We start from the raw sequence: 22,608 nt of genomic DNA, 5'->3' as shown, positions 1-22,608 counted from the left end.
GCCCTATCTAATTACACTTGAAGCAATCGTCAATGAGACTCAGTGTAATAGCCAATTAAATGGACAGCCTGTTCTGATCATCGAAATACAAACAAATAACGGTGGGCAAAGGCAGGCTTGAAATGCATGAATCTAAAGAAACGAACTCTTAAAAATATCAGTCTAAAAAGCCGCTTGCTCCTCGCTGCGGCTTTTTGGCTTGGTGCGATGATATTAGCGGCAGGTGTCGGAATACCGAAACTGGTAAACGACTATCTAGTCGACGACATGAAACAGCAGCTTTCCCTAACCATGGATGAGCTCACCGCCAATATCGAAACCAACGACAACGGCAACCTTATCATGGCGGAGCGCTTGTCTGACCCAAGGTTTAACCAACCATACAGTGGTATCTATTGGCGCGCCTCAACCCAAGATCAAATCATTCGTTCTCGCTCTTTGTGGGACAAAGACCTCACCATCAAGCGTTCTCCTATTCACACCTCTATCAAAGGTCCTGAAAAAGAGAAGCTGATTTACATCGAACAAGACATCTACCTACCTTCACTGAGTGACCCAATCACCATCACTATTGGTATTGATGAAGATCCATTAGAGTCGACGCTTGCAGAACTAACGGGGCAAGTATGGTTGATTCTGATGTTGTTGTTCGTTGGCGTGCTGATGTTGATTGGTATTCAAGTTAGCTGGTCTCTATTACCTCTTAGTAAGATGCAGCGCGAGTTGGTGATGCTCAGAAAGGGCGAACAGCAAGGGCTAAGCGATAACTACCCGAAAGAAGTTTCTCCATTAGTTTCGGACCTCAATGCCCTACTCTTTCATTACCAAGAATTACTGGAACGCGCTCGTAACCACGCGGGTAACCTATCTCATGCGTTAAAAACGCCATTATCGGTGATGAAAAATGAAATAGAGCTGCTGCCTGACAACGAGAAGAAACTGTTACAGCAACCGATTCAACAGATCCAAAGCCAGATAGATTACCACCTTGGTCGCGCTCGTATGGCGGGTGCAATGAACATCCTTTCAGTGAAGTCGTCTCCTTGTGAACGTGTTGAAGCGATCTCAATGGCATTTGATAAAGTTTATGCAGCCAATGAAGTCACCATGATAAATGAACTGGACTCTGAACTTGAAGTCGCTGTAGAAAAAACCGACCTCGATGAAATGGTCGGCAACCTACTTGAAAACAGTTACAAGTGGGCGGGCAGTATTATTCGCGTTCACGCTAATGAATTGGCTGACGGCAATGTCGAGTTGATTATTGAAGATGACGGACAAGGCATTCCCGAAGAGAAACTCGAACAAGTGACCAAACGAGGTGTAAGGCTCGATGAGACCACTCCTGGAACAGGTCTGGGGTTGAACATTGTGAATGAGATGGCACACAGTTACCGTGGCAGCTTAACGCTCAGTAAAAGCTCAATGGGCGGCTTGAAAGCCTCCCTCGTTCTAAAAGTATCTCAGGCTTCTTAAACCAAGAAACTCATACTCGCATTAGCCCTTCGATAAAAAATCAGGAGTTTGCATATCAATCGCAAACTCCTGATTTATCTTTATATGGTTATAACTCAAACTGGGTTAGCTCATCGAATGCAGACCAATGACATTGCCTTCGGTATCAATAACCACACTGATGAAGCCATGCTGCCCAATCGCCATTTTAGGCACTTGCAAAACACCACCGTTCGCTGCTGCTAAACTTGCCTCGGTCGCACAGTCCTCACAAGAGAAATACACCATAGTGCTGTTACCTCCCGCCTTGACGTTGGGCATGGAACACAAGGCTCCTGTCGCGCCGTATTTTTCCATCTCGCAAGGGAACACCCACATTTCAATATCGATGCCCGTTTCGTTATCTAACTTCTCCAACGTCACTTTAAACACAGTTTCGTAAAACGTTTTTGCTCTCGCCATGTCGTCGACATAGATTTCAAACCAACCAACCGGATTCATTTGCATCACTTTGTCCTCAGCTTTCGCCCTTGTTCACCCTTAATTAGGATAGACAAAGTTGGCGAAGTTAGAGTTGGGAGATGACTCAAAGAGAATGTTTACTTCAATCGGTATGAACAAATAGATAGAGATGAACAAGTAGAAACGACCGAACCCTGTTGAATTTAGCGTTCAATCAAGGTTCGTAATTAACAGGTATTAGACAAAATTCAGAATACCTAAAGGCTAGATATCATTAACCGCAACATCTAAGGTTTGTTGTTCATTACTGTATGAGCTTGCGCCAATGACCAAGATCTTTCCGTCGGTGTAGTAGTCATGTTGATCATTCATTGCTTCAGCATTGGCGAGAGGCAAATTGACGAGTTCGATGCTTGGGTAAGCCGCTTTAATTTGCAGAGCCAACCTATCACGCTCTTCATCGACATTCGGGTCAATCTTATGAAGTATGGTCACAATCCCAGAATACGGTGTCACTTTTAAACCATCATCGTAACTGATTGCTCCTAACCACTTGGGTTGATTGCTGTTGCTGTCTAGCCCAGCGTTCCACCAGCGTATGTGGCTTCTGTTCATCAAGTTTCCCGGCAGTTGGAACGCCATGTCTTGTGGTTGATTACGCCAATACAGGTCAGACACGGGCGGCGTCTTATCTTTAAGCAGCTCAAGGTAATGAGTCCACTCAATCTCGTTTCGAGAGAAAGTCTGGTTCTCAATCCAACCCAGTTGATTCATTAACTCACGTGGCGACTCCCCGACATACACGACATTGATTGCTTGCGCGTCATAAATAGGAGACAGCCCAGGAAATGCTTTATAAGTCACTTGTTGTAAATCGACCGTGCTTACTTGTGTCGACACTTGTTGAGTTTGAAAATCATCGGCTTTCCAGAAAAAATGAGCATAGTTTGCGTAACACAACCAAGTGACTAAAAAGGCACTGGTTTTCAACGTTAGCTTTCGCCATTTAAGCTTGTAGCCGACAACGATAAAAACCGACACCGACACTAAGCCACTCAATAAGTTTTGATGTTCAGTGAGAAAAACCTTAACTGCGCCCAGTAACGGAAACTGCTCAACGCCGTGTGCAAGCAACATGCCCCAAGCGATAAATTGACCGCCACCAAGCAACAAACCTATCGAAGAGAACAACGTAAAACTGCTCCATTTAACACGGTGAGAACCAGCAATAAAAGGCACTACCCAAGCAATCGGCCCTAACAGGCGCGCTGCGACAATAATGTACGTTCCCTTCTTAGCAATGAGATAACGACACCGAGCGATCAGCCTTTTGGTTTTTGGCCGAAATTTGATTAGCTTCTTTTGCGCGGTTGCGCCCCATTTTGAACCGATGAAGTAACTGAGTTGGTCGCCAATAAAGCCACCCAACATCACCATCACCAAAGCCATCCATGCACCTGAATACAGTTGAAAGCCCGCAGCGATAAAAAAAGGCTCTCCCGGTACAAATAGGTTCGGGCCAATGAGTGCATCACCTAATGCACCCAAAAACAGCCCTAGTCCATCAAACATAACAACCTCAGCCCTTACTGTTCTTTGTAATGACCAAACTTGTAGTTCATCTCGTTGTTACGCATTTCGCCTTTAAAGAAGCGTCTTACGTTCGCTTTAAGATAAGTTGTGCCTGTTTTCACGACACCATCTTGGTCTAAACGACGTGGGTCAAAGCCAAACGTCATGTTCAAGAATCGGAATCGCCATGTTTTACTCGCTCGCTTTACGTAGTCGCAATCTTCACACAGCACGATTTCTTCATCGAACCCGCCGATCTCCTCATGCGCTCGTTTGGTCGAGAAAATACACGCACCAATCGCGGTAGGGAAAAAGAACTGAGTAGCAAACAGGCCTGCGTTGAATAGTCCGTAGCCAAATTTATGCACCAATGGCAGCCCTTTTGAACTCATGTACACACCAGCGACTTCAAGCTTGTTCTCTTCCAGCTCGTAAAGCGCTTTAGCGAGGAAGTTACGAGACAAGCTTACGTCTGCATCCAAGAAAAGAATTCTGCTGTACTGAGCTAAAGCTGCACCTGTATTTCTACCAAGGCTTACGCCACGTTCTTGCATATGATGGACGGTAAGTTTTGGTAGTGCGCTTTCATAAGCCTGCGCAACTTCTCTTGTGTTGTCTTCGCTGTTTGAATCGACAACTATCACTTCAAACTCTTGGTGGGTTTGTACGCTCAACTCTTCCATCAAGCGGCTAATGCGTTTCTCTTCGTTCAATGTAATAACGACAATGCTTACTGGTTCCATGTTTTCACCTGTTCATTCTGCTGATTAATTAACACTAAGATTACCCAACCAAGCATTAACCAAGCCTTAGGTGAACATTCATTTTCCGTTCATTAACTTAATGATTTCGCACCAATATAAATGAGCTCAAATAGCGATACAGGAACAGAAAAAAAGGAATAAACTAGGGCTAGCGAGTGTTTTATCTACAAACGAGCCAATTATCGAAGGAAATTCACTTTGTGATGGGCTTCTTACTTGCTCATATTCGAATGTGATGTTAGTATCCGCGCTCGCTTGAGCATGAACTCGTTTGTGCCTAAGCATTACCACATACTCAAGGTCGCATTGAGGTGTGAAGTTAATTTTTACTAATTTGAGAGTAAAACTATGAAATTTGAAGCAGTAGTACGTACTGAACTAGGTAAAGGTGCGAGCCGCCGCCTACGTCACGCTGGTAAATTCCCAGCTGTAATCTACGGTGGTGAAGCAGCAGCTGTATCTATCGAACTTGTTCACGCTGAAGTGATCAACCAAATGGACAAGCCTGAGTTCTACGAAGCAATCACTCTAGTGATTGACGGCGCTGAAGTTAAGGTTAAGCCACAAGACGTTCAACGTCACGCGTTCAAGCCTAAAGTTGAGCACATGGACTTCATCCGCATCTAATTCCCTACCAAGGAATAAGATTGGATTAATCCAGCCTTCTGCATAGAAAAGATAATCGATCTTACCAGTCGAGAAATCTAGAAATTCGAAACCCCGATGCTACCAACATCGGGGTTTCACCGTTTTTGAGCTCGCAAAAACGTTGTAAGTCCTATGACCACCACCGTTTTAAAGAAACATCCCCACTCGCTCCAATTCTTTTAAAGCAACACCATCAGCTGTGATACCAACAGGCGCGGAATCCAATGGATACCACGCGATGCTGTCAGCTTCTTGTGCGGTTATCTCACCTTCCCATTGGGTTACCACAAAATAATGAATCAGCTGTAACTCTTTTGTTGGGTGGTAAAGTGAACATAAGAACGTGTATCCAGTTGGAGTAACGTTTAACTCTTCTTTAAGCTCTCGAAACAATGTCTGAACCTGATTTTCATCCTGCTCTATATGTCCGCCAGGTATCGTTATTAAGCCGGGATCAGTGTCCTTAGAATAGCTGCGCTTTTCCAGCAATACATGTGATTCGTTGATCAAGATAAAAGAGACACAATCATGGACATCCATCGATTTTTCCTTAAGCCATAATTTAGATATTTAGACTTTCCTTACGACAACAGAGCCCGCAATGAAATCGTGAATCGCTCTGCGTTTGTGGTTAAACAACATGGAAATGAACTCTAAAAGAACCCAGCCAATCGCCACATAACCAACGAAAATAAAAGCTCGACCTTGTTCTAAACTTTCCCAGGTTTGGCCGTAGAACGACAGTTGTGCATAAGAGTAAACTTGAAAAGGAATAAACATGATTGGGACAATATCTCTCATGCAAGATTGTTTGAGAGTTAGGTTTCGACTTTCAGATACATCGACCACTTTTACTCTCGTGATCATCTTACCGATCGTTTGCCCGTATTTGGCGTGCATACCCACATAGTAAGCGATCCCAATTAGTGAATACGCAACTCCCCAAGCAAACACACCACCGGAATTTATCACGCCAGAAAACACGTAATCGTCTATCCACTCCAAAGGCATAAATACGATTGAATCTATCCAGATAGCAAAGAAGCGTCTCCAAAAATTTGAATACTTATCGACGTACATTCTTGTTCCTTAGTCTCTATTGGCAATAAAGCACAGACCCTACAACACATCAGTTTTTAATACATTCAACTAGTTATGATTTATAAAACAAATGCTAAGCGGCATGCATATGCCAATGATTTACCCCACCGATTTGCAGGCTCACTAACGCTCACGACAAGTTCTTGCTTAGTCTTTCATACAACTCCAAGGCTTTAACTTTAGAGGTTAATTGCCCGAGAGCGTATTGATGTGCTAATTCAATATCGTCACTTTGTTCTGGATAATAACGCTTGGCTACTGTAGTACACTGGCTCAGGTTGGTGTACCAACTGCCGTCTTTCTCAGCGACAAAGTAGTACGCCGCCCGCACTAACTTCTTGCCAATAACCTTAGCGACATCCGCATCGGTCATTGTTTTAAAGGCCAGACTCATTTGCTCAAGAAAAGTAGACAAGTCACCATTAAGCGCTAGGGCTATTTCACGACTAGGTTTGTGGCGTGGAAAATCAATAGATAGATCATTACCCCAAACACAACAGCAACAGTGCTTGAGCCAAAACTGCCAATGGAATTTTTCTTGTGGCTGCAGAACTTCTGAAAGTGAGCCAGGGTCGATATCAAGCTTACTGACTTGGGGATATGTTTTGGGAATGGTGTCAGAAAGGTGCTGAAATAGTCGATTCTCTTTTTGACCAATAGGCGTATTGAGTACGATAGAAACATCCAAATCCGAGTGACCAACAACCGCCGTTCCTCTCGGCACACTTCCGTATAGGTAGATACCATCAATTTGATTCGGAAGGCCACTTAACAGCGAGTCAATAACAGCATTCACCACACCTTGGAATTCGGGTGCGATATTCTTAGATGAATATAGATTTTCGATGAACCCGTCTTTGTCGAGACCTTTAGTTTGCTCTTCCACCTAGAGTTCCTATTTGAATAGTTATAATTAATCACACAGAATTCTGATAATGATTTCAGGTATGCCATTGGTCAAAGTGACATGAGCTCTCGCTTAGTTTTATCATCCAACTTTTCAATCGCGTAGCGAAATGCCACTCTTGGCATTACTGCATAGTTAGCCTTTAAATAACGAACAACCAATTCAGGCTCTTTTTGACTGAGCACTTTAAGCATCCAACCATAGCCTTTCTGTACTAAGTCATGGTTATCTTCAAGCAATAGATCCGCCACGCGAAACGGATCCAACGCGGCGTATCGATTCTGATTGATTGGATAAATTAAGATGACAGCAGCGGCTCTACGTACAGCAAAATTCGAATGCTCGACCCATTTGATTGTGAGGTCGAACAAATCATTATACTGAGACAACAAATCCCCAAAAGCATGAGTACAAAAGTCGTCACAATCGTTCCAGTCTGTGACGAACTCTTTTAACCAACGTTCAAAGATCGGGAACGTGTCTTTTGAATATTGTTTCCTTACCCTAAAAGCCCAATCGTAAGCGATAACACCTAGTGCCCAGTCTCTTTGTTCTAATAATTGAGTGCACAAAGACAACACGTGTGAGATGTCTTTATCTTCAATAGCCTTAAAAGTCTGAGCAGATATGGTTCGAACCTGACCTGTTTTGATGCTTGCTTTCGGATAGCCAACTTCTGAAAGATGCCGATTAACCGTTTCCACTATATCCACTAAAGAAGTACCCCCATAAAGTTACAAGTGACTAGCCAACAAAGCCTAAAGTTCGAAGTATTAGTAATTTTTTAAATTACTAAGGAAGTGCCACATGTTAAGAATCAATGGTTAATAAATTAGATAAGTACGCTTGGGTATTTCAGCACCTTTCCCATTCAGTACTAAGAATCGCGAATACGACTGTATCCCACCACTTATTTTTGAAGAACCTGTGCTCTTTAAAACACGCTTCTTGTCTCATCCCGAGTGATTTACACAATCTTATAGCTGCTAGATTATCACCAATGGTTTCTGCATAAATACGATGAACCCCTAACTCTGAAAACCCAAACTCAACCAGAGCTTTAGCCGCTTCTATAGGTAGCCCTTTCCCCTGAATTTCTCTCGCAAAAGCGCAGCCCATTGAAGCTTGCTGGTTATCTTCAAGGCGTAAACACACGGTTCCGATAAACTTCCCTAACTCTTTACTTTCAACAGCTAATTGATAGGACTGACGAGGATCTTCCTCAGCCTGTTCAACAAACAATTGGGTGAGTTGTTGGTACTTACTAGGCTCACAATCAGTCTCATCATAGAAGCGCTGATATTTCGCATCCTGTGACATAACGACAAACGCGCTTTGATCCTCGAGCGTCATATCTCGGAGCACCAACCTATCAGTTTCCAGTTTGAACATCAGAATTCCTTTTTATTTCATAGCCATGAAGGGAAAGTCTCGGAGGTGTTTACTCATATACGTTCCCATTGTGCTTTAACCAACCGTGGACGTGACGGTTGTTAGGGTCTCTGTGAGTCCAGTGAATGACACCACCTTTCTTGTTCCACTCGTATTCACCATAGAATTCAACTCGGTCCCCTTTTCTTATATCTTGAATACGAGGAGCCAAGTCGATATTGTGCGCGACTAACACGGTTTGTTTACTGTCCAAACGTAAGATGAATTTCTGATGTCTAGAACCTTTATTATCATTTGGAAGTATTCGAAAAACTGTACCAGAGCCACGAACTTGTACATCGCTTTGGTGACGCTCATAAGCTTGCTTAAGACGAACATCATTGGCTTGAACATAACCAACACCAATGCAAAGTGTTACCAAAACTAAAGTAAAAAACTGTCTCATTCCTTTTCTTCCTGTCGTTTCCATATTGAGGTATTCATTGGAATTGATAGATATATAAGCCCTTATTTAACGATGCTTGTATTGAGAAGGACAATAACCTCTCGAAACTTCAGAGCTACGAAGTTTTACATGTTTTGTCGCACGACCTGCGACGCGAGCGCGCCATAATTTGAAGCTACCTGGCTTCATATGACTTCGCATAAAACGAATCACCTGGGATTCATTTAAACCAAATTGGTGTTCTATTGCCTCAAATGGCGTTCGGTCTTCCCACGCCATTTCAATAATTCTTGATTCACTCTCTTTAGATAATTTCATTGTCTACTCATCCTTTAAAATCTGAGTAGAAATACGCTCACTCTCACTTTTTAGATCAGGGTGTTACCACTGAATCGATAAGGAATCATCAAACAAAAAACAGATATTTATCGCTATCCTCTCTCCAGCCACTCGCTACGCAGCACCCCATACTTCAACGAGTCATAATACTCGCCTTGGTAATATCGCACCTTTCTCAGCCTCGCCTCTTGCTGGAAACCTAGCTTCAAAGCGAGAGACATCATGCGCGGGTTACCTGACCAAGTAGTTAGCCCAACACGCTCAATTTGTTTGTTTTCGAATAAGTAAGTAATCCAGAGCGGAAGTGCCAATGCTGCGATCCCCTTCCCCCAATAATCAGAATTGTAAATGACGACGCCAGCTTCGAGCCATCGTGTCTCTTCACATTCCCAGTAGCAACTCACGGTTCCAACAGGTACACCGTCGACAAGCACCAGCTGCAGGTCTTCGCCCTCAAGCAGTCGTTTAAACGAATGCGCTTCAAAGCTTTCTAATGACGGATGAGAATACGAAAAATAAGGGCCATTAAACTTGGTCCACTCATCGCTTGAGATAACCAAGGCATAAATGGCTGCTAGTTCGCTTGGTATTGCAGGTCTGATAGTTACTTGCATTCGCTCTCCTTGCTTTAGATCTTGGTCTTGATTACAGAGGGATTGATCTTAACCATAACAGTCATTAAGAATGAAGTAACTAAGTCGAATGACTACCGATCTAGCCGCAAAACAATCATGGGGTTAGATAAGCTTGTGCGAATTCTCTAAGCACTCTCGCATTGTTGTGGTGTTTGCTATCCCCGCACTTTATGCCGTCCACTCTGATGTCCGGGCTGGAATAAGCAGGTATAACATCTCGCTCATAAGACATCACTGTGCCTCTATCAGCACAAATTGCGCCAAAGGAATATTGAGGAACTCTTGGGTACGATCCAGAAATGTAACTTTCGATGCTACCTGAGTCTTTCAATAACGTTTTGTAGTCGTGATTAGCACCACTCAAATGGCCAATTTCATGTTCCATTGTCGAGTCTGGGCAATTTATAGCCAAAGAGAAAAAATAGGATACTGGAGATGAGATACCACAATAATCAGACTCGAAACTAGAATTATAGTTAGAAAATACTATCCCTTTAAAAATGGGAACACCTTCCTCTGTTGTTTCAGGAATCGGTTCTTCCATCGATAGTTTTAATAACCTCTCTGCTGCGCTCAAGTCTTGAAACCAGAGGCTATCGATTACCGAGCTATAAGTCACCTTGGTTACTTTTCTCGTCATAGGAATGCAGGAGTTCTTCAACACCAGATTCGAATAGCTTTCCCATGTCGCTATCTTAGAGGTTATAAATTCTTTGGAATATTCCGCTAACACAGATTCATCAACATAAAGGTGGATTTCTGTATTCAAAACCTCACTCTGCACACAAGTAGGAAACTCTACGCTTTGAGCATTCGAGAATCGGCTATTGCTCAACACTATAATCAAAACATAGCCAACTAACTGAAGGAGCCTTTTAAAAGAACTCAGACTGACTCGTGTATTCATTTCCATCCTCTCCCGATACTCAAAGCCATAAAGAGCATCATCAATGCCATGACTCAAGATTCATAAAAATCACTATTACACATATAAGAGTGGTCTCTCAAAGTAACCTGTTCTATCGATGTTTTTCTGAAAATAAAAAGCTCGCCAATTGATGACGAGCCTTATTTATTATTGAACCTAACGTATTGCGATACCCTGCTTACTAAGAAACTTGGTCGCGTAATGCTAATTCGACGTTTTTCAAAATTTTGAACTCTTCGCGAGTACAACCACGAGCCACTGACACCCAATGATCACCGGTTTCGTCTGCCCCTTTAAACTCTGCACGCAACTCGTATTTTCGCCATGAAACAAAAGCCAAAATAAAAGTCAGTGCAAGCATTGGCAAGCCAAACTGAGGTACAAACGCCCAAGTCGCAGCAGAGAGTACCAAAGCCAATGAAACGATATTGATTGCGTTTTCTTTAATGCCCAATTGACGAATTTCTAACTGCTTAATCTTACGCAAGCTATACACATCTTTCTTAACTCGCAGTTCACTAGAGCTGACGAGAAAATCCGTTGCCTTATAAGGCTTACGAAATCTAATTAAATTCGCTAACCCATTGCGTGTTTGGTTCTTATTCATCGCCTTTTCTCCATGTTATTTAAAGGTTAGTAAAAACTAATATAATCATGAAGTTATTGACGAATGAGGAATTTATAAATCAAACAAATGTTAAAATCAAGCTTATGCAATTAATAACACTTATGACAATACCAATCTGACATTTACAATCCCAATAAATATATACGCATGTTGGATGTTAGCTCTTCCTAAAGCTCTATTCTTCTATTGAGTTACTGCATTGACTCCAAGGAAGAAATTGGCCAAAACAGCAAACGACGTTGAGCCGTTTTGTAACCACTTATTTCTATCCAATTTAGGTAAAAAACAGCTTCCGCTCCAGAGCTTGAAGCCTTGTCACATAACACCACCATTAACCATAACCTCTTCCATAGTTGAGCCACCCACCTATTAGTAAGCTGAATGATCAAATCATTCACTGCATGACATCAACAGCGCCTATCAATTAAGCAATTGATCTCATAATGTGGAGTCTGTATGGTTACTTTATACACACTGTTGCCTAATGGAGATTACGATGGACGAACTACTGACATACGCTATGGAGCAGAAACAACGAACAATGGTGACGAGCCTATTCGCAAAGAATGGATTTAAGATCGCAGCAACAGATTTTGATGATGTGACTTTTGAGCGTGAAAGCGTGATGGTCAATGTCCGATTTGATGCATCTTCAAACGTTGAATCGATTTCGGTTTTAAACAAGTAGCGATATTAAAAGCTAGCGCTAGATTACGTGCAGGTAACGGTAGTTAATCAAAAGTGTAGTTGCGTAAGACAACATACATGGCGAAATACCATCTAAAATAACGAAAGTTGCCTGCTCAAGGCTCAAACCTCAGAAACGATCAAACTATAGACTCTCCCATTATTCTAAAACCGATTTCCACTCCTTCTTTTCTAACGAATCCTGATTGTTGCCCTTTCCCCAAAACCCATTAGTGATAAATATACCAATAATTAGCAATTCCATGAGCTTGGCTTATATTTATTAGTACCTTTTGAAAAAAATTCGAAGTGATGCTTATGCGCCTAACTCGGTTAATTTATGTCAGTACGCTTTGTGAAAACTGCGACTCGAAGGCTTTAGATGAAATTCTCAAGATCTCACACGATCGTAATAAGCAGAGCCACTTAACTGGCCTTCTTAGTCACAACGACAAGTATTTCCTACAATGTATCGAAGGTTCACGAACTGCGGTTAACCATACCTACAATCATATTCTGAATGATAAGCGGCACGAGAAAGTCATGATCTTGTATTTCAAAGAGATCGATTGCCGGGAGTTTGGAGATTGGTCGATGGGCGATATTCCGCAATCAAGCCTGACCGAATTAGTGAATTTACAGTTTTCAACATCTGATCAATTCAACCCTTATGAGATGTCTGGAGAAAGTGCGTATCAAATGCTTCTAGAGTTGAAACAAAATTTGCCATCTCAATAACCTGCGCTCCAAACCAAATCGCCAGCGAGTTGAAGGGCGAACATCCTCTGCTGCTAAGCACAGATACAACAAAGGCTAGATATGAATCTAGCCTTTGTTGTTTGATGCTAACGCTCAAAATAATCCGATAAATATAAGCAACCACCTATAACGGTGCTGGAGTTGATATTGATGAGATGGGTCCAAAGTATCCAGAAGTCTCGATTTTGTTCTCATGCATTCCTAACCTCGGGTCCTCCTCAAGCCTTCTTACAACGTATTGCCCTTGCTCGTCTTGCTTAATCTTAAAAACCAGCAATGTTTGGTGGGAACGAAGAAATGCATTGAGATTGTTAGGATTGCCTTCCACGACTTTATCACTGCGTATTGTCAGTAAGTAAATCGTATCAAGTAAGGTGCCATAATAGCCCGTGCCGACAGCATGAGTACCATCGTGATAAGCGGCTTGAGCTTTGAAACGACCATGAGAGCCAATGATGGTCACATCACGATCGTCAAAATGACTAGTTATTTTGAAGTCGCTAAACAAGGCATTTGCCCAAGGTACAAGTAGTGGCAATACAAGTAAGGCAATGATGGATAGAACCTTCGTTTTTCTCGTTAATCCCATACTTTTAACCGTCCTTGAATCACCACTTGGTCGAACTTCTTCTTAATATCGTCTTTCTGCAATAACCCAATCACTTTGCCATTTTGCTCAGCGATGCGCACGTGGGTTAAACCTCTAAAATAGTTTTCCAAGTCGCTCGCCACAACCTTGGCTGCAAACTCGGGGTCAAGGTTCGCTTCATAATCACCATCTAAGGAAAAGAAGTACAATGAGTCACCCAAAGATGCATAAATCCCTCGATGCACTCGATACACCTGCCCTTCATAACTGTGGATGGTCTTATAAAGGCCAGATTTTGCGTTCAAAATAATGTCGTGTTCATCGTCTTCAAAGTGAGCATAGCCAGAAAAGTAAGTACCCAAAGACAAAAACCACGGCACCAGAAACAGCACCACAATAAAAAGCCCAATCCGTAGGCTCAGAGACTTAAGGCTAACCACCAGCACCCCCGCCGAAACACTCGAAGCACTCGAAGGCTTCGCGATAAACGAAATAGAACATGATTAGACCGATAAAGAGTGCAATGGTGATTTCCCAAACAACGGGCTTTTTGCTCCAACGTTGAAAAACGTTAGAGGCAGAAGACGCGGTCGAATCTTGAGTCGTCATCGGCGTTTCTACATTGTCATCAGCTGCCTGAGAAACGACTTCTTGAATTGTCTCTTTATCATGAACTGATTCATGGGACTCAATGATCGCTTCATTATTTGCTGCCGATTCATCATGAACAATTTCAATGTTCATGGCGTTGATGAACACATACCCTTCTCCGGGCAAATTATTCACTTCAAACCCAAGCTCTAAACTGTCTAACTTTTTTCTCAACTTCATGATAGCGACGGCCAAAGAGTTATCACCGACCACTCTTCCCGGCCAACCTTTTTCTATCAACGCCTGCTTATCAATCACTTCTCCGTGTGATTCACAGAAAGCCAACAGCAAGTTGTATTCACTTCGGTTCAGTTCTAAGGGCTGATTCTCTTGCCCAGAGTCACTGTCTATCAAAGTGATGGTTCTTCTTACTGTGTCTATAGAAAGTCTTTTAAACATTCTTTTCCCTGTATTACTGCCACCTACTAAAAGTAGCCTAAAAAAACATAAAACACGATTTATCAGTCAGTTAACCGTGATAAACCTAAAAAATTAAACGTTATTAACTGCGTATAAAGCACTATTAACGGGCTTTTATTTCCAATTCATACGCCATTGAAGTCAAATCAGTCATCTCGAAAGTGTGCATGTGATCTCGATTCCAATGCACCTTTTATTTTTATACATACATTTATAAACAATAGGTGACAAAGATGAAACTTAATAACTTTTTCGTGATGGGTGCAACAGCATTCGCTATGACGTCTGGTTCGGTATACGCGGCAGATGACGTTGCAACTGCAGATGCAATTTGGACAGGTGCAATTGGCAACTCAGTGCCAAGTTCAAACCTTATCATCACGGGCTTAGGTGGTGGCGATATTCAAACTGGTGAGCTGTACGTGACCTCTGAAGGTACGTTCACTTCTTCAGAAGTTGTTCTAGAAGCACGCGATTTTGACTCAGCAAATTCAACAACAGGCGATAGACAACCACTTGCAAACTGGACTTACGTAACATCACAAGTATTGGTTGGTGGTCAACTAACTCAAGACGCTCAAGTAAGTGTTTTTAATGGTGGAACAGAGCTAACGGCTGCAGCACCAAACAGCTACCAAGGTTCATACGTTGAGCTAACAGTAGCAAACACAACTGACATCCAAGACATCCCAGTAGAAGGTACTGCACAAGTTATCGTTCAGATGGCTGCTAGCTACGACGGTTCACTTTAAGTCGTTTGGGGAAAACTGTGAATTACTTAACTCGTCCACTTCTCGCTCTGTTAACTGCAGGCGCTATGAGCCTTTATGCCAATGCAGAAACTCATACGTTCCAGTTAACGAGTGATATCGATAAGAAAAATTTTTTCTCTTATCAGATCACAGAGGTCGCGTTTTCCCCTTCTTCATTGACACTAACGGTCGATCCAAAAAGCGACTCTTTCCGTGATGCAACAACCCAGTTATTGGTTGAAACCGATATTCCAAGTTCAGACCAATCGACTCGCTTCCAGCTGTTCATGACGGGCAATACTGCGCAGTGTTTCAACATTGATAAGCAAGCATTACCAACGCCTGCTGACCTTGTCGATATCACTGTCGCGGATCAGCCCTTAACGTCATCGAACCCAGTTCTGATGGATTTCAATACCACATCAGAAGACCTAAAGGGTGGCGAATACGACGTCATCTTGTCCTTTGGGGCTTTACCGGCAGGCTCAAACCTGTGCCAAGGCCAGTTATCTGTTTTAGCGGAGCTTTCACTGTGAAAAATAGCACGTTTATTACAACAACGATCTTAGGTTCGTTGACCTTGTCACAACTGGTTTTTGCTAATGGAAACACTTTAATCCCAGCGGGATTTGAAGATTTTTATTCGCAACAAGAGCGCGATGTCGAGATAAAAAACATTGATGGCCGTTACATGACGATTCCTATGTCGGTAACTTACGATTCAGTGCAATTCAGCAACCCTGAAGATGCGGCTGCCGTTGCAAATGAACTGATGTCATCAGGATTAAATGAGCGTACAGCAAAGCAGATAGTCGCTGGGTTTACTCGCGGTCAGTCGAATACTGTCGACTGCCAAGGTGACCTGAACTTATGTAGCCTAACACCGAAAAGCTACGACACCTTTTATGACTATCACTCAAACAAGCTGTACCTCTATGTGAATAAAGAACTGCTTGAGGAAAGCAAACCGAAAGCACTCAAGAAGCATTATGCGTCGACTTACAACGCAACCCCAGGCTTGATAAACAACGCAAGCTTGTACACATCAAGCGATTTTACCAATGACTTGAATGTGAATTTAAGTGATCAATTCATCTTGGGGCTGCCTTATGGCTCAGTTCATGTCGATACCTATCTGAGCAACCAAGAAGATGCGTCCGAGCTGAATTATGGCTACTACAACCTAGAGTACCAAAACCTGCGTTTAACAGCAGGCTACCATCAAGATCGCTTGGCGCTGAACAGCACTTCTTTCTTGCTCAACAGTACTCAATACCATGACGTAAACGTGAATTTGTCTTCGAGCAAAAACCTAAGCCGTACCGCTAAAAACGAAGACCAATCGCTGTACTTCTATGCGCAAACACAAGGCGTACTCAAGATATTCCGCGATGAGCAAATCATCGTGCAACAGTCTGTACAAGAAGGCCAAGGCAGCATCAGCTACTCAGAACTACCTAACGGCGTTTATGACGTAACCGTTGAGATCTCCGTGGGTACTCAAGTGGTCTCTTCTGAATCGGTACGAATTTACAACGCGAATACAGACACGTTGAATACTGGTGAATTCGATTACTCGATCGCCGCGGGCCAATTTCAAGACAACGACACTTATCAAAGTGACGAAGACCAACCATCAGGCATGTCTTCAACGAATGAATTCGAAGGCGTGGCATTCCTTCAAGGTGGGTTGGCTTATAAATGGTCGAACACTCAAACGGTCGCGATTGGTAGCACTTTGACCAACGAACATGCGATGGGCCAACTGGGTTTTAAAGGCTACCTGCCATTCGATAGCCGCTATGAAATGTTCCTTTCGAACATCGATAGCGAAGCTTGGTATTTGTCTGGCTATTGGAACCTTGGCAGCTTGGGCTTTACCTATGAGCGCCTAAACAACCCAGACCAAAACCCATTTGCAGAATACTTATACGGTGCCAGTGACAAAGAACAGCTCGGTATTTCCACCAGCTACACCATTGGTGACACGGTGCGTGGATATAGCTCAGTGAATTACATCGAACAAAGTAATTTATACAACAGTTCGCTAAGTAACTGGTCACTGTCTTCTGGTTTAAGTGCACCGTTTATTGTCGATTCAACTCTCGACCTGAACGTCACCTTTAACAATGAGCAACTGACATCTAATTGGGATGATGGTGAGCTCTCCATCTCTCTAAACTGGTCGGTACCTCTTTCATCGAAGCTTACTGGCAACACGGGTTTCACCGTCACAGAGAATGGCTTTAGCCAATATACCAACAGCTTAGAGACACAAGATTTAGTCGAAGACCAAGATACAGATTTACGACTTACGGCTAGCAACAGTTACTACGTTAATTCGCCAAACGCAGCGGTGACGAATGTAACAGCGTATGCCGCACAACGGGATGAGCATTACCAAGCTGACGGCTTTGTCTACGCCGCGAACAATGGCGAAAAAGCGTTAAACGCGACATTACGCAGCACCCAAATTATTGGTGGCGAGAGCGTGAGTTTCACTACAGCACAAAGTGATGCTTATGTGGTTGTTGATACCCAAAACAACATTCGTTTTGATGCCGATGAACGCAAAACCAAAGGCTTGGTGGTGGTAAGAACCGATGACCAAGTGATGAACAAACAATACATCTACGACGACCGAGCTGTCATCACGTTAGATGACTACCAAGCCGCAACCATCGAGCTTGATGTCGAGAGCGTCGCTTTGCACAACACTGGCCAGCAATCAGTGACGGGATACACGCACCCTGGTTCAGTCATCGAATTGAATTCAAACGTGAGTCGTGTGATCAGTTTTGTCAGCAAATTCAAAGATATTTTCGGCAACGATGTACACGACATTGAATGTGAAGGCCCGGCTTGTTTGAACGTATCAAGCATTACCTCTGGCATTCACAAAGTGGACGTACAAGAAGGTCAACAGTTCGCACTAACCAGTAACGGCCAACAATGCTACTTACCGTCTGTCGATGATGCGAAACAACTGAATTTTGGTACTAACTTCTGCCAACCAAAATTGAATCCAATGGAATCAATGATGTTGGTGAGTAACGACAAAGAAATTAACGTGATGTACATCGGTGAATTTGATGACATCAACACACTGAACGAACAATTGCATGCACTGACTGACAACGGGATGGAGTTTATTACCACGCGTCTAGGTCGTACTTCTTTTGTTTACCTGACTGTAAATAAGGATCTTCAACTCAGTCATCAACAACGTCAACACATAGAAAATGTTGCTCGCTACGCCAATTCGGAATCGCTACGAGAGCACAACTTTGTACTTAACCGACCTAAAGGTAACTGATTATGAAAAAGCTTCCTATTTTACTGACTGCTGCTCTTGCAACCTCTGTTAACGCGATGAACGTCGATACCATGTTATTGGTTGGAGACGAATACGGAAACGGTGTATTCACTTTAACTAACAGCAACAAGATCACGGAATTCATCCAATCCAACATTACTCAATTGGTGGTTGAAGATGGCGAGATCACGCGTGTTCCATACTCAGAAAACAACTTTGAAGATTGGCACGTCACGCTGACTCATAACAAAACCATCCTAGAACCCCACCGTCAAAAGCAAATTGGCGTGCGCTCTTTGTGTGGTAACAAATGTGACTTCACTGAAGACCAGTACTACCTCGTCAGCTTTGAACCTTCGCCATACGACCCTGAAGGCAAGCTGAATTCAGCAGTGACAATCAACTTTGGCTACCGACCGTTGTTTGTTATCCCTGCACAAGCTCAAAATATTGATTACTCGATTTCTTTAGATCAAGGCCAATTGCACATCAACAACACAGGTAACAGCTTTGTGCGTGCCTATGTCGATCAATGCACAGATGAAGTAACAGAAGATTGTGAAGTCACGATCATGTCTCTAGCTGGCCGTGAGCGTAACTACCCTCTACCGGAAAACATCGATCTTTCAGACCTAAAAGTCACTGTTGTTAACCACGACGAAAGTTATCGCCAAGATGTGACTCTGAGCGAGAGCAAATAATGAAACGACTCGTTTTATGGTCGCTACTGTTCGCGGCTATGCCAAATTATGCAGCCACTCTCAACATCAATATTGAGGGGCAACAGATACGCTTTGAAAACGCCATCACACTCGGTGGAAATAACTACACCTTGAGTGATTGGTCTATCGCGAGTGGCCTCACGACAACGAGTCAGTTTTTGCCAAGTGCGTTTATTACAGACAAACCAGACACCATGACATTAACCAGTAATGCTGGTCAGAGTGTGGAAGCGGCAATTGCGGTCAAAGGTCTGCAATACAATACGGCATCAAACCCTTTCACGCGTGGTGAGAACCTGTTCGTTACACCGGTATGCAGCCAATCTCAATTGTCGGGAAACATCGTTACGCTTCATGATAGTGATACACAAAACTGCAGTGCGGATTTCTCATTGGAGTATCCACAATCCATCACGCCGTTTTATTTCTATCGCCCAACCTTCAACATAGACACAGCCTCATTATTGAATGCACTTCAAGGTCAGGCAAAAGGTGTCTACACGGCAACGATCCCTGCGGACATCAAATACTATTACCGCTCTGCGGGTGGCGCGCTAACCTACCGAATTTTGCCTGACGTTTTTACCGTCAATATCGATTACACACCAAACAGCTTAGAGAGCATTGATGTGGTAGGCGATGGTGTATTGAGCCCAGTGTATGACACAACGAATCATACCGTATCGGCGCAGACCACGTTCAACATCACCGCGCTTGGCCAGTTCAGTACTGGTTTATCGATGACGTTACTCACCAATGAATTCGAGCTGACATCAGCATCAGGTAAGACATCGATTCCCTACTCTATCCAGTGCAATGAAGCGAACTGTGAGGATACAGATTGGGTTAAAAATGGCGTCAATCAACTCGACAATAATCAAACCAGCTATGTGATTCAGTCACCTAGCTCAGTGATCAATTTCGATCTTAATGTTAACTACCAGAATATTCCTTCGACAGACGTTGAAACCGGTACTTATTCAGGAAACTTCACCGTGATGTTTGAGGAACTGTACTAATGAAACTATCGACTTTTTCTTTCGGTGACGCTTTAACGACGAAATACGTTATCGCCGGAGCCTTAATGCTGCCTAACCTATGCTTGGCCGACACTTCTCCGTTTTACATCGGTGCTGACGTCACTAATGCAGGCAAGACAAACTCTGAGGTATCTGACACCGCATTTGGTGGTCAAATTCTATTGGGTTACGACCTGAGTAAAACATGGTCTGTCGAAGCCAGCACTGGCTTTTACGGACACATTAAAACCATGAAAGAACCAGACTACCCTTATTCGGAAGTTGAGGAACAGAGATTCAACAGCACGGATATTTCGTTACTCGGGACGATCCCACTGTCACGCAATTACAACCTATACGCTGGTGCGGGTTCGTTACTGGAGGGCAATACATGGTCTCCGATCAGCCAACTTGGTTTGGAGTATGAATTCGACGAGCATCTCATCATGAAGTTCGGCTATAAGTTCATCTTCAGTGATGACCCAGAAAAAGATATGCAAGTTCTCAGTGTCGGTATGCGCTACCACTTCCCGACACAAAATGAATCAGTCCCTGAACCGATGGTGTACGACGACATTTCCGTCACTTCCACTTCAAAAGTGACAGAATATGAACCTAAGGTTGTCTCTGAGGTAGAACCTCAAACCTGCGAGACTGTTCGCTATATCGTAAAAAAGGACGATTGGCTGATTAAGATTGCTCACAATCACCACATTAGTTTTGAAGAACTGAAAAAGCACAATCATAGCTTTACCGATCTCAAAGATATCGACTTGATTCATGCGGGCGATATCGTGTTTCTTCCCAACGAACTCTGTAATTAAGCCATGTTGTTGTATCTAAATTCAAAACGAGATGCATTAGAACTCTATGACGGAGAACCACTCACTCTGTTGCACTCCGTCTCTCTGAGCACCATCGAGTTTAATGTTCTGCATGTTCTCTATGACAACAGTTATAAGCCTTGTAGTCGTCAAGACTTGAAAAAGGCGGGTTGGCCAGATCGTGTGGTTGGCCCAAATTCGTTGAATGTCTGCATCATGCACCTGAGGAAAAAACTTAAGGCCATCATTGACGACTCAGAAATACGAGTAGTGCCGTCACATGGCTACAAGCTGCTAATTCCGACTTCGATTCAGTTGGTTGAAGAAGGCGAACTGCCCAACATCAAACGGAGTGTGAGCTCTAAACGACTCAAAGCCTCAGGTACTGATCCAGTAAACCCTCTATCAGTGGAAAAAAGAGCGAAGAGGAAAAGAATTAACCCAGGCATTTCTAGTTGCACTCGCAAGCATCAACGGCTTCGTTGGGAAGACCTGATACTAACGGTAGGTATCTGGACTTACGCTTTTACTCTCTATCACTCGATTTTCAACTGAGGTTTTCATGAAGCTCAAACGACCACTACTCATTATCTTCGCCATTTTGGCTATTCCCTATATCAATGCGACTGGCGGAGAGTTCTCAATTTACTCTGGGCAGACTAAGCGACATGCCGAAACCCACATGCAATTTTTCCACGGTCTTTATTCATCGGTTCAGTTTCTACCACACGAGGTCGTGAGAAAAGGATATGGCGTTTATGCCGTGCTCAATGACACGGTATTCATGCTCTCGTTAGACAAGGACTACGAATTTCTTAATCCCAACATTGACGACAGGGAGGTATTAAAATTCGATGCGATTCAGCACTTATCTAAAATCAATGTCGCACAGCTAAGCTCTGATAAAAATACAATTTATATGCGAAAACGGTTGGAACATGAAAAAATCGAAAACATTCAATTTAGGGGCGATTTGGGCTTCTGGTAGAATTTCATTATGGAAGGTATCGTTGCTACTGGCGATTCTGCTTTTGATAAGCCCTTGGATCAAACTCGTCGGGTATGAATTCACACTCGAGAGCTCTTTAAGTGGTCCGGAACGTTCGCTGCATGTCTACATCAATAATGGTGTGTTTACCTTTGTGAATATTCTGTCTGACGGCACAACGAGAAAGAGCTCGGGGTTAGTTGGCTTTACGCAAAACACACTCTATTTTCTCATTTTGGAGTCAAAGTACTTACATGTAGACGACCACTTATCCCCGGAATTAAAACGTGACTTCATCAATGCCAATAATCGGCTTTTTGACGTTCGGTTAAAGGCTCAGGGAGAACACAAGGTCGTCATGTCATTCGATGAAGAGCTGCAGTTTAAAAAGGTACAGACTCAATTAGCCAGGATTCAAGGCAGCTACCCTAAGATAGATTGATAACTTCAAAAAATTGACCCGTCCTGATATGGGTTGACACTTGATTGACTAAAACGCTCGATGTATTTCATCGGGCGTTTTGTATTTTAGAGCTGTGTGAGGCCTATATTCATTATAGATTTTTACTGATTCAGCGACCATTTTCTTTGCTTCATCTAAATCA

At 43.1% G+C, this 22,608-nt stretch carries 30 protein-coding genes; 13 read left to right on the top strand and 17 right to left on the bottom strand.

The annotated features are described in order from the left end of the window. The first annotated feature begins 126 nt into the window (after nt 1–126). Nucleotides 127–1,476, top strand: a complete 1,350-nt coding sequence (locus L1D37_RS17680; RefSeq protein ID WP_132763692.1) for an ATP-binding protein — start codon at nt 127–129, stop codon at nt 1,474–1,476. Between the two features lie 105 nt (nt 1,477–1,581). On the opposite strand, the gene L1D37_RS17675 is transcribed toward L1D37_RS17680, so the two are convergent. The 3 genes from L1D37_RS17675 to L1D37_RS17665 all read right to left on the bottom strand — a co-directional run bounded on the left by L1D37_RS17675 (nt 1,582) and on the right by L1D37_RS17665 (nt 4,232). Further along, the gene (locus L1D37_RS17675) at nt 1,582–1,962 is read right to left on the bottom strand and encodes a VOC family protein (RefSeq protein WP_239848623.1); all 381 of its coding nucleotides are present in this window, start codon (nt 1,960–1,962) and stop codon (nt 1,582–1,584) included. A gap of 219 nt (nt 1,963–2,181) precedes the next feature. Next, nucleotides 2,182–3,489 carry an LssY C-terminal domain-containing protein gene (locus L1D37_RS17670; RefSeq protein ID WP_239848622.1) on the bottom strand — a complete coding sequence of 436 codons (1,308 nt, stop codon included), beginning with the start codon at nt 3,487–3,489 and terminating at the stop codon, nt 2,182–2,184. A gap of 14 nt (nt 3,490–3,503) precedes the next feature. Then, nucleotides 3,504–4,232: a glycosyltransferase gene (locus tag L1D37_RS17665; RefSeq protein WP_239848620.1), complete on the bottom strand. Its 729-nt coding sequence runs from the start codon at nt 4,230–4,232 to the stop codon at nt 3,504–3,506. A 369-nt stretch (nt 4,233–4,601) separates the two neighbouring features. Here L1D37_RS17665 and rplY point away from each other — a divergent pair, with 369 nt between their 5' ends. Beyond that, entirely contained in the window at nt 4,602–4,880 is a 279-nt protein-coding gene (gene rplY, locus L1D37_RS17660; RefSeq protein WP_132763680.1) for a 50S ribosomal protein L25, read from the top strand. Between the two features lie 168 nt (nt 4,881–5,048). Here rplY and L1D37_RS17655 read toward each other — a convergent pair whose 3' ends face one another. The 10 genes from L1D37_RS17655 to L1D37_RS17610 form a co-directional block, all read right to left on the bottom strand. After that, nucleotides 5,049–5,441, bottom strand: a complete 393-nt coding sequence (locus L1D37_RS17655) for an NUDIX domain-containing protein (RefSeq protein ID WP_239848618.1) — start codon at nt 5,439–5,441, stop codon at nt 5,049–5,051. A 30-nt stretch (nt 5,442–5,471) separates the two neighbouring features. Further along, the gene (locus tag L1D37_RS17650) at nt 5,472–5,981 is read right to left on the bottom strand and encodes an RDD family protein (protein WP_176681560.1); all 510 of its coding nucleotides are present in this window, start codon (nt 5,979–5,981) and stop codon (nt 5,472–5,474) included. A gap of 151 nt (nt 5,982–6,132) precedes the next feature. Then, complete coding sequence (locus tag L1D37_RS17645; protein ID WP_176681561.1) at nt 6,133–6,888, bottom strand: nucleotidyltransferase domain-containing protein; 756 nt, start codon at nt 6,886–6,888, stop codon at nt 6,133–6,135. Between the two features lie 71 nt (nt 6,889–6,959). Then, nucleotides 6,960–7,622, bottom strand: a complete 663-nt coding sequence (locus L1D37_RS17640) for a DNA alkylation repair protein (protein ID WP_176681562.1) — start codon at nt 7,620–7,622, stop codon at nt 6,960–6,962. Nucleotides 7,623–7,764: 142 nt separating this feature from the next. Beyond that, nucleotides 7,765–8,301: a GNAT family protein gene (locus L1D37_RS17635; RefSeq protein ID WP_176681563.1), complete on the bottom strand. Its 537-nt coding sequence runs from the start codon at nt 8,299–8,301 to the stop codon at nt 7,765–7,767. Between the two features lie 49 nt (nt 8,302–8,350). Next, the gene (locus L1D37_RS17630) at nt 8,351–8,746 is read right to left on the bottom strand and encodes a DUF3465 domain-containing protein (protein ID WP_239848617.1); all 396 of its coding nucleotides are present in this window, start codon (nt 8,744–8,746) and stop codon (nt 8,351–8,353) included. A 66-nt stretch (nt 8,747–8,812) separates the two neighbouring features. Beyond that, complete coding sequence (locus L1D37_RS17625) at nt 8,813–9,064, bottom strand: TIGR03643 family protein (protein WP_210449473.1); 252 nt, start codon at nt 9,062–9,064, stop codon at nt 8,813–8,815. Between the two features lie 113 nt (nt 9,065–9,177). Further along, entirely contained in the window at nt 9,178–9,699 is a 522-nt protein-coding gene (locus L1D37_RS17620; protein ID WP_239848616.1) for a GNAT family protein, read from the bottom strand. A gap of 115 nt (nt 9,700–9,814) precedes the next feature. Then, nucleotides 9,815–10,627, bottom strand: coding sequence for a hypothetical protein (locus L1D37_RS17615; RefSeq protein WP_239848615.1), 813 nt, complete (start codon nt 10,625–10,627; stop codon nt 9,815–9,817). 202 nt (nt 10,628–10,829) lie between these two features. Beyond that, on the bottom strand, nt 10,830–11,255 hold the full coding sequence (locus L1D37_RS17610; protein WP_239848614.1) for a hypothetical protein: 426 nt from the start codon (nt 11,253–11,255) through the stop codon (nt 10,830–10,832). Nucleotides 11,256–11,772: 517 nt separating this feature from the next. On the opposite strand from L1D37_RS17610, the gene L1D37_RS17605 reads away from it, so the two are divergent. Further along, on the top strand, nt 11,773–11,964 hold the full coding sequence (locus tag L1D37_RS17605) for a hypothetical protein (RefSeq protein WP_176681569.1): 192 nt from the start codon (nt 11,773–11,775) through the stop codon (nt 11,962–11,964). Between the two features lie 317 nt (nt 11,965–12,281). Further along, complete coding sequence (locus L1D37_RS17600) at nt 12,282–12,701, top strand: BLUF domain-containing protein (protein WP_239848613.1); 420 nt, start codon at nt 12,282–12,284, stop codon at nt 12,699–12,701. A 145-nt stretch (nt 12,702–12,846) separates the two neighbouring features. Here L1D37_RS17600 and L1D37_RS17595 read toward each other — a convergent pair whose 3' ends face one another. The 3 genes from L1D37_RS17595 to L1D37_RS17585 are packed head-to-tail and all read right to left on the bottom strand — an operon-like array spanning nt 12,847 to nt 14,361. Further along, the gene (locus L1D37_RS17595) at nt 12,847–13,311 is read right to left on the bottom strand and encodes a hypothetical protein (RefSeq protein ID WP_239848612.1); all 465 of its coding nucleotides are present in this window, start codon (nt 13,309–13,311) and stop codon (nt 12,847–12,849) included. Continuing rightward, a complete protein-coding gene (locus tag L1D37_RS17590; protein WP_239848611.1) occupies nt 13,302–13,691 on the bottom strand; it encodes a hypothetical protein in 390 nt (129 codons plus the stop codon). The genes L1D37_RS17595 and L1D37_RS17590 overlap by 10 nt, the downstream gene beginning before the upstream one ends. A gap of 52 nt (nt 13,692–13,743) precedes the next feature. After that, on the bottom strand, nt 13,744–14,361 hold the full coding sequence (locus tag L1D37_RS17585) for a winged helix-turn-helix domain-containing protein (RefSeq protein ID WP_239848610.1): 618 nt from the start codon (nt 14,359–14,361) through the stop codon (nt 13,744–13,746). 254 nt (nt 14,362–14,615) lie between these two features. On the opposite strand from L1D37_RS17585, the gene L1D37_RS17580 reads away from it, so the two are divergent. The 9 genes from L1D37_RS17580 to L1D37_RS17540 are packed head-to-tail and all read left to right on the top strand — an operon-like array spanning nt 14,616 to nt 22,445. Further along, on the top strand, nt 14,616–15,134 hold the full coding sequence (locus L1D37_RS17580) for a hypothetical protein (RefSeq protein ID WP_239848609.1): 519 nt from the start codon (nt 14,616–14,618) through the stop codon (nt 15,132–15,134). Between the two features lie 17 nt (nt 15,135–15,151). After that, a complete protein-coding gene (locus tag L1D37_RS17575; protein WP_239848608.1) occupies nt 15,152–15,670 on the top strand; it encodes a hypothetical protein in 519 nt (172 codons plus the stop codon). Then, entirely contained in the window at nt 15,667–18,450 is a 2,784-nt protein-coding gene (locus L1D37_RS17570) for a TcfC E-set like domain-containing protein (protein ID WP_239848607.1), read from the top strand. The genes L1D37_RS17575 and L1D37_RS17570 overlap by 4 nt, the downstream gene beginning before the upstream one ends. Nucleotides 18,451–18,452: 2 nt before the next feature. Further along, nucleotides 18,453–19,151, top strand: a complete 699-nt coding sequence (locus tag L1D37_RS17565; protein WP_239848606.1) for a hypothetical protein — start codon at nt 18,453–18,455, stop codon at nt 19,149–19,151. Further along, nucleotides 19,151–20,191, top strand: coding sequence for a hypothetical protein (locus L1D37_RS17560; protein ID WP_239848605.1), 1,041 nt, complete (start codon nt 19,151–19,153; stop codon nt 20,189–20,191). The genes L1D37_RS17565 and L1D37_RS17560 overlap by 1 nt, the downstream gene beginning before the upstream one ends. Further along, nucleotides 20,191–21,015: an outer membrane beta-barrel protein gene (locus tag L1D37_RS17555; protein ID WP_239848604.1), complete on the top strand. Its 825-nt coding sequence runs from the start codon at nt 20,191–20,193 to the stop codon at nt 21,013–21,015. Before L1D37_RS17560 ends, L1D37_RS17555 begins: the two co-directional genes overlap by 1 nt. 3 nt (nt 21,016–21,018) lie before the next feature. Beyond that, entirely contained in the window at nt 21,019–21,570 is a 552-nt protein-coding gene (locus tag L1D37_RS17550) for a winged helix-turn-helix domain-containing protein (RefSeq protein WP_239848603.1), read from the top strand. A 7-nt stretch (nt 21,571–21,577) separates the two neighbouring features. Continuing rightward, entirely contained in the window at nt 21,578–22,003 is a 426-nt protein-coding gene (locus L1D37_RS17545; RefSeq protein WP_239848602.1) for a hypothetical protein, read from the top strand. Then, a complete protein-coding gene (locus L1D37_RS17540; RefSeq protein WP_239848601.1) occupies nt 21,954–22,445 on the top strand; it encodes a hypothetical protein in 492 nt (163 codons plus the stop codon). The genes L1D37_RS17545 and L1D37_RS17540 overlap by 50 nt, the downstream gene beginning before the upstream one ends. Before the next feature lie 48 nt (nt 22,446–22,493). On the opposite strand, the gene L1D37_RS17535 is transcribed toward L1D37_RS17540, so the two are convergent. Then, nucleotides 22,494–22,608: integrase core domain-containing protein (locus tag L1D37_RS17535; protein WP_239847824.1), on the bottom strand; the 115-nt coding region annotated here is incomplete at its 5' end.

Source organism: Vibrio sp. Isolate33 (genome assembly GCF_022397895.1).
Classification (GTDB): Bacteria; Pseudomonadota; Gammaproteobacteria; order Enterobacterales; family Vibrionaceae; genus Vibrio; species Vibrio pomeroyi.
The sequence above is the reverse complement of the archived record's forward strand: the minus strand, read 5'-3'. Positions and strand labels throughout refer to the sequence as shown.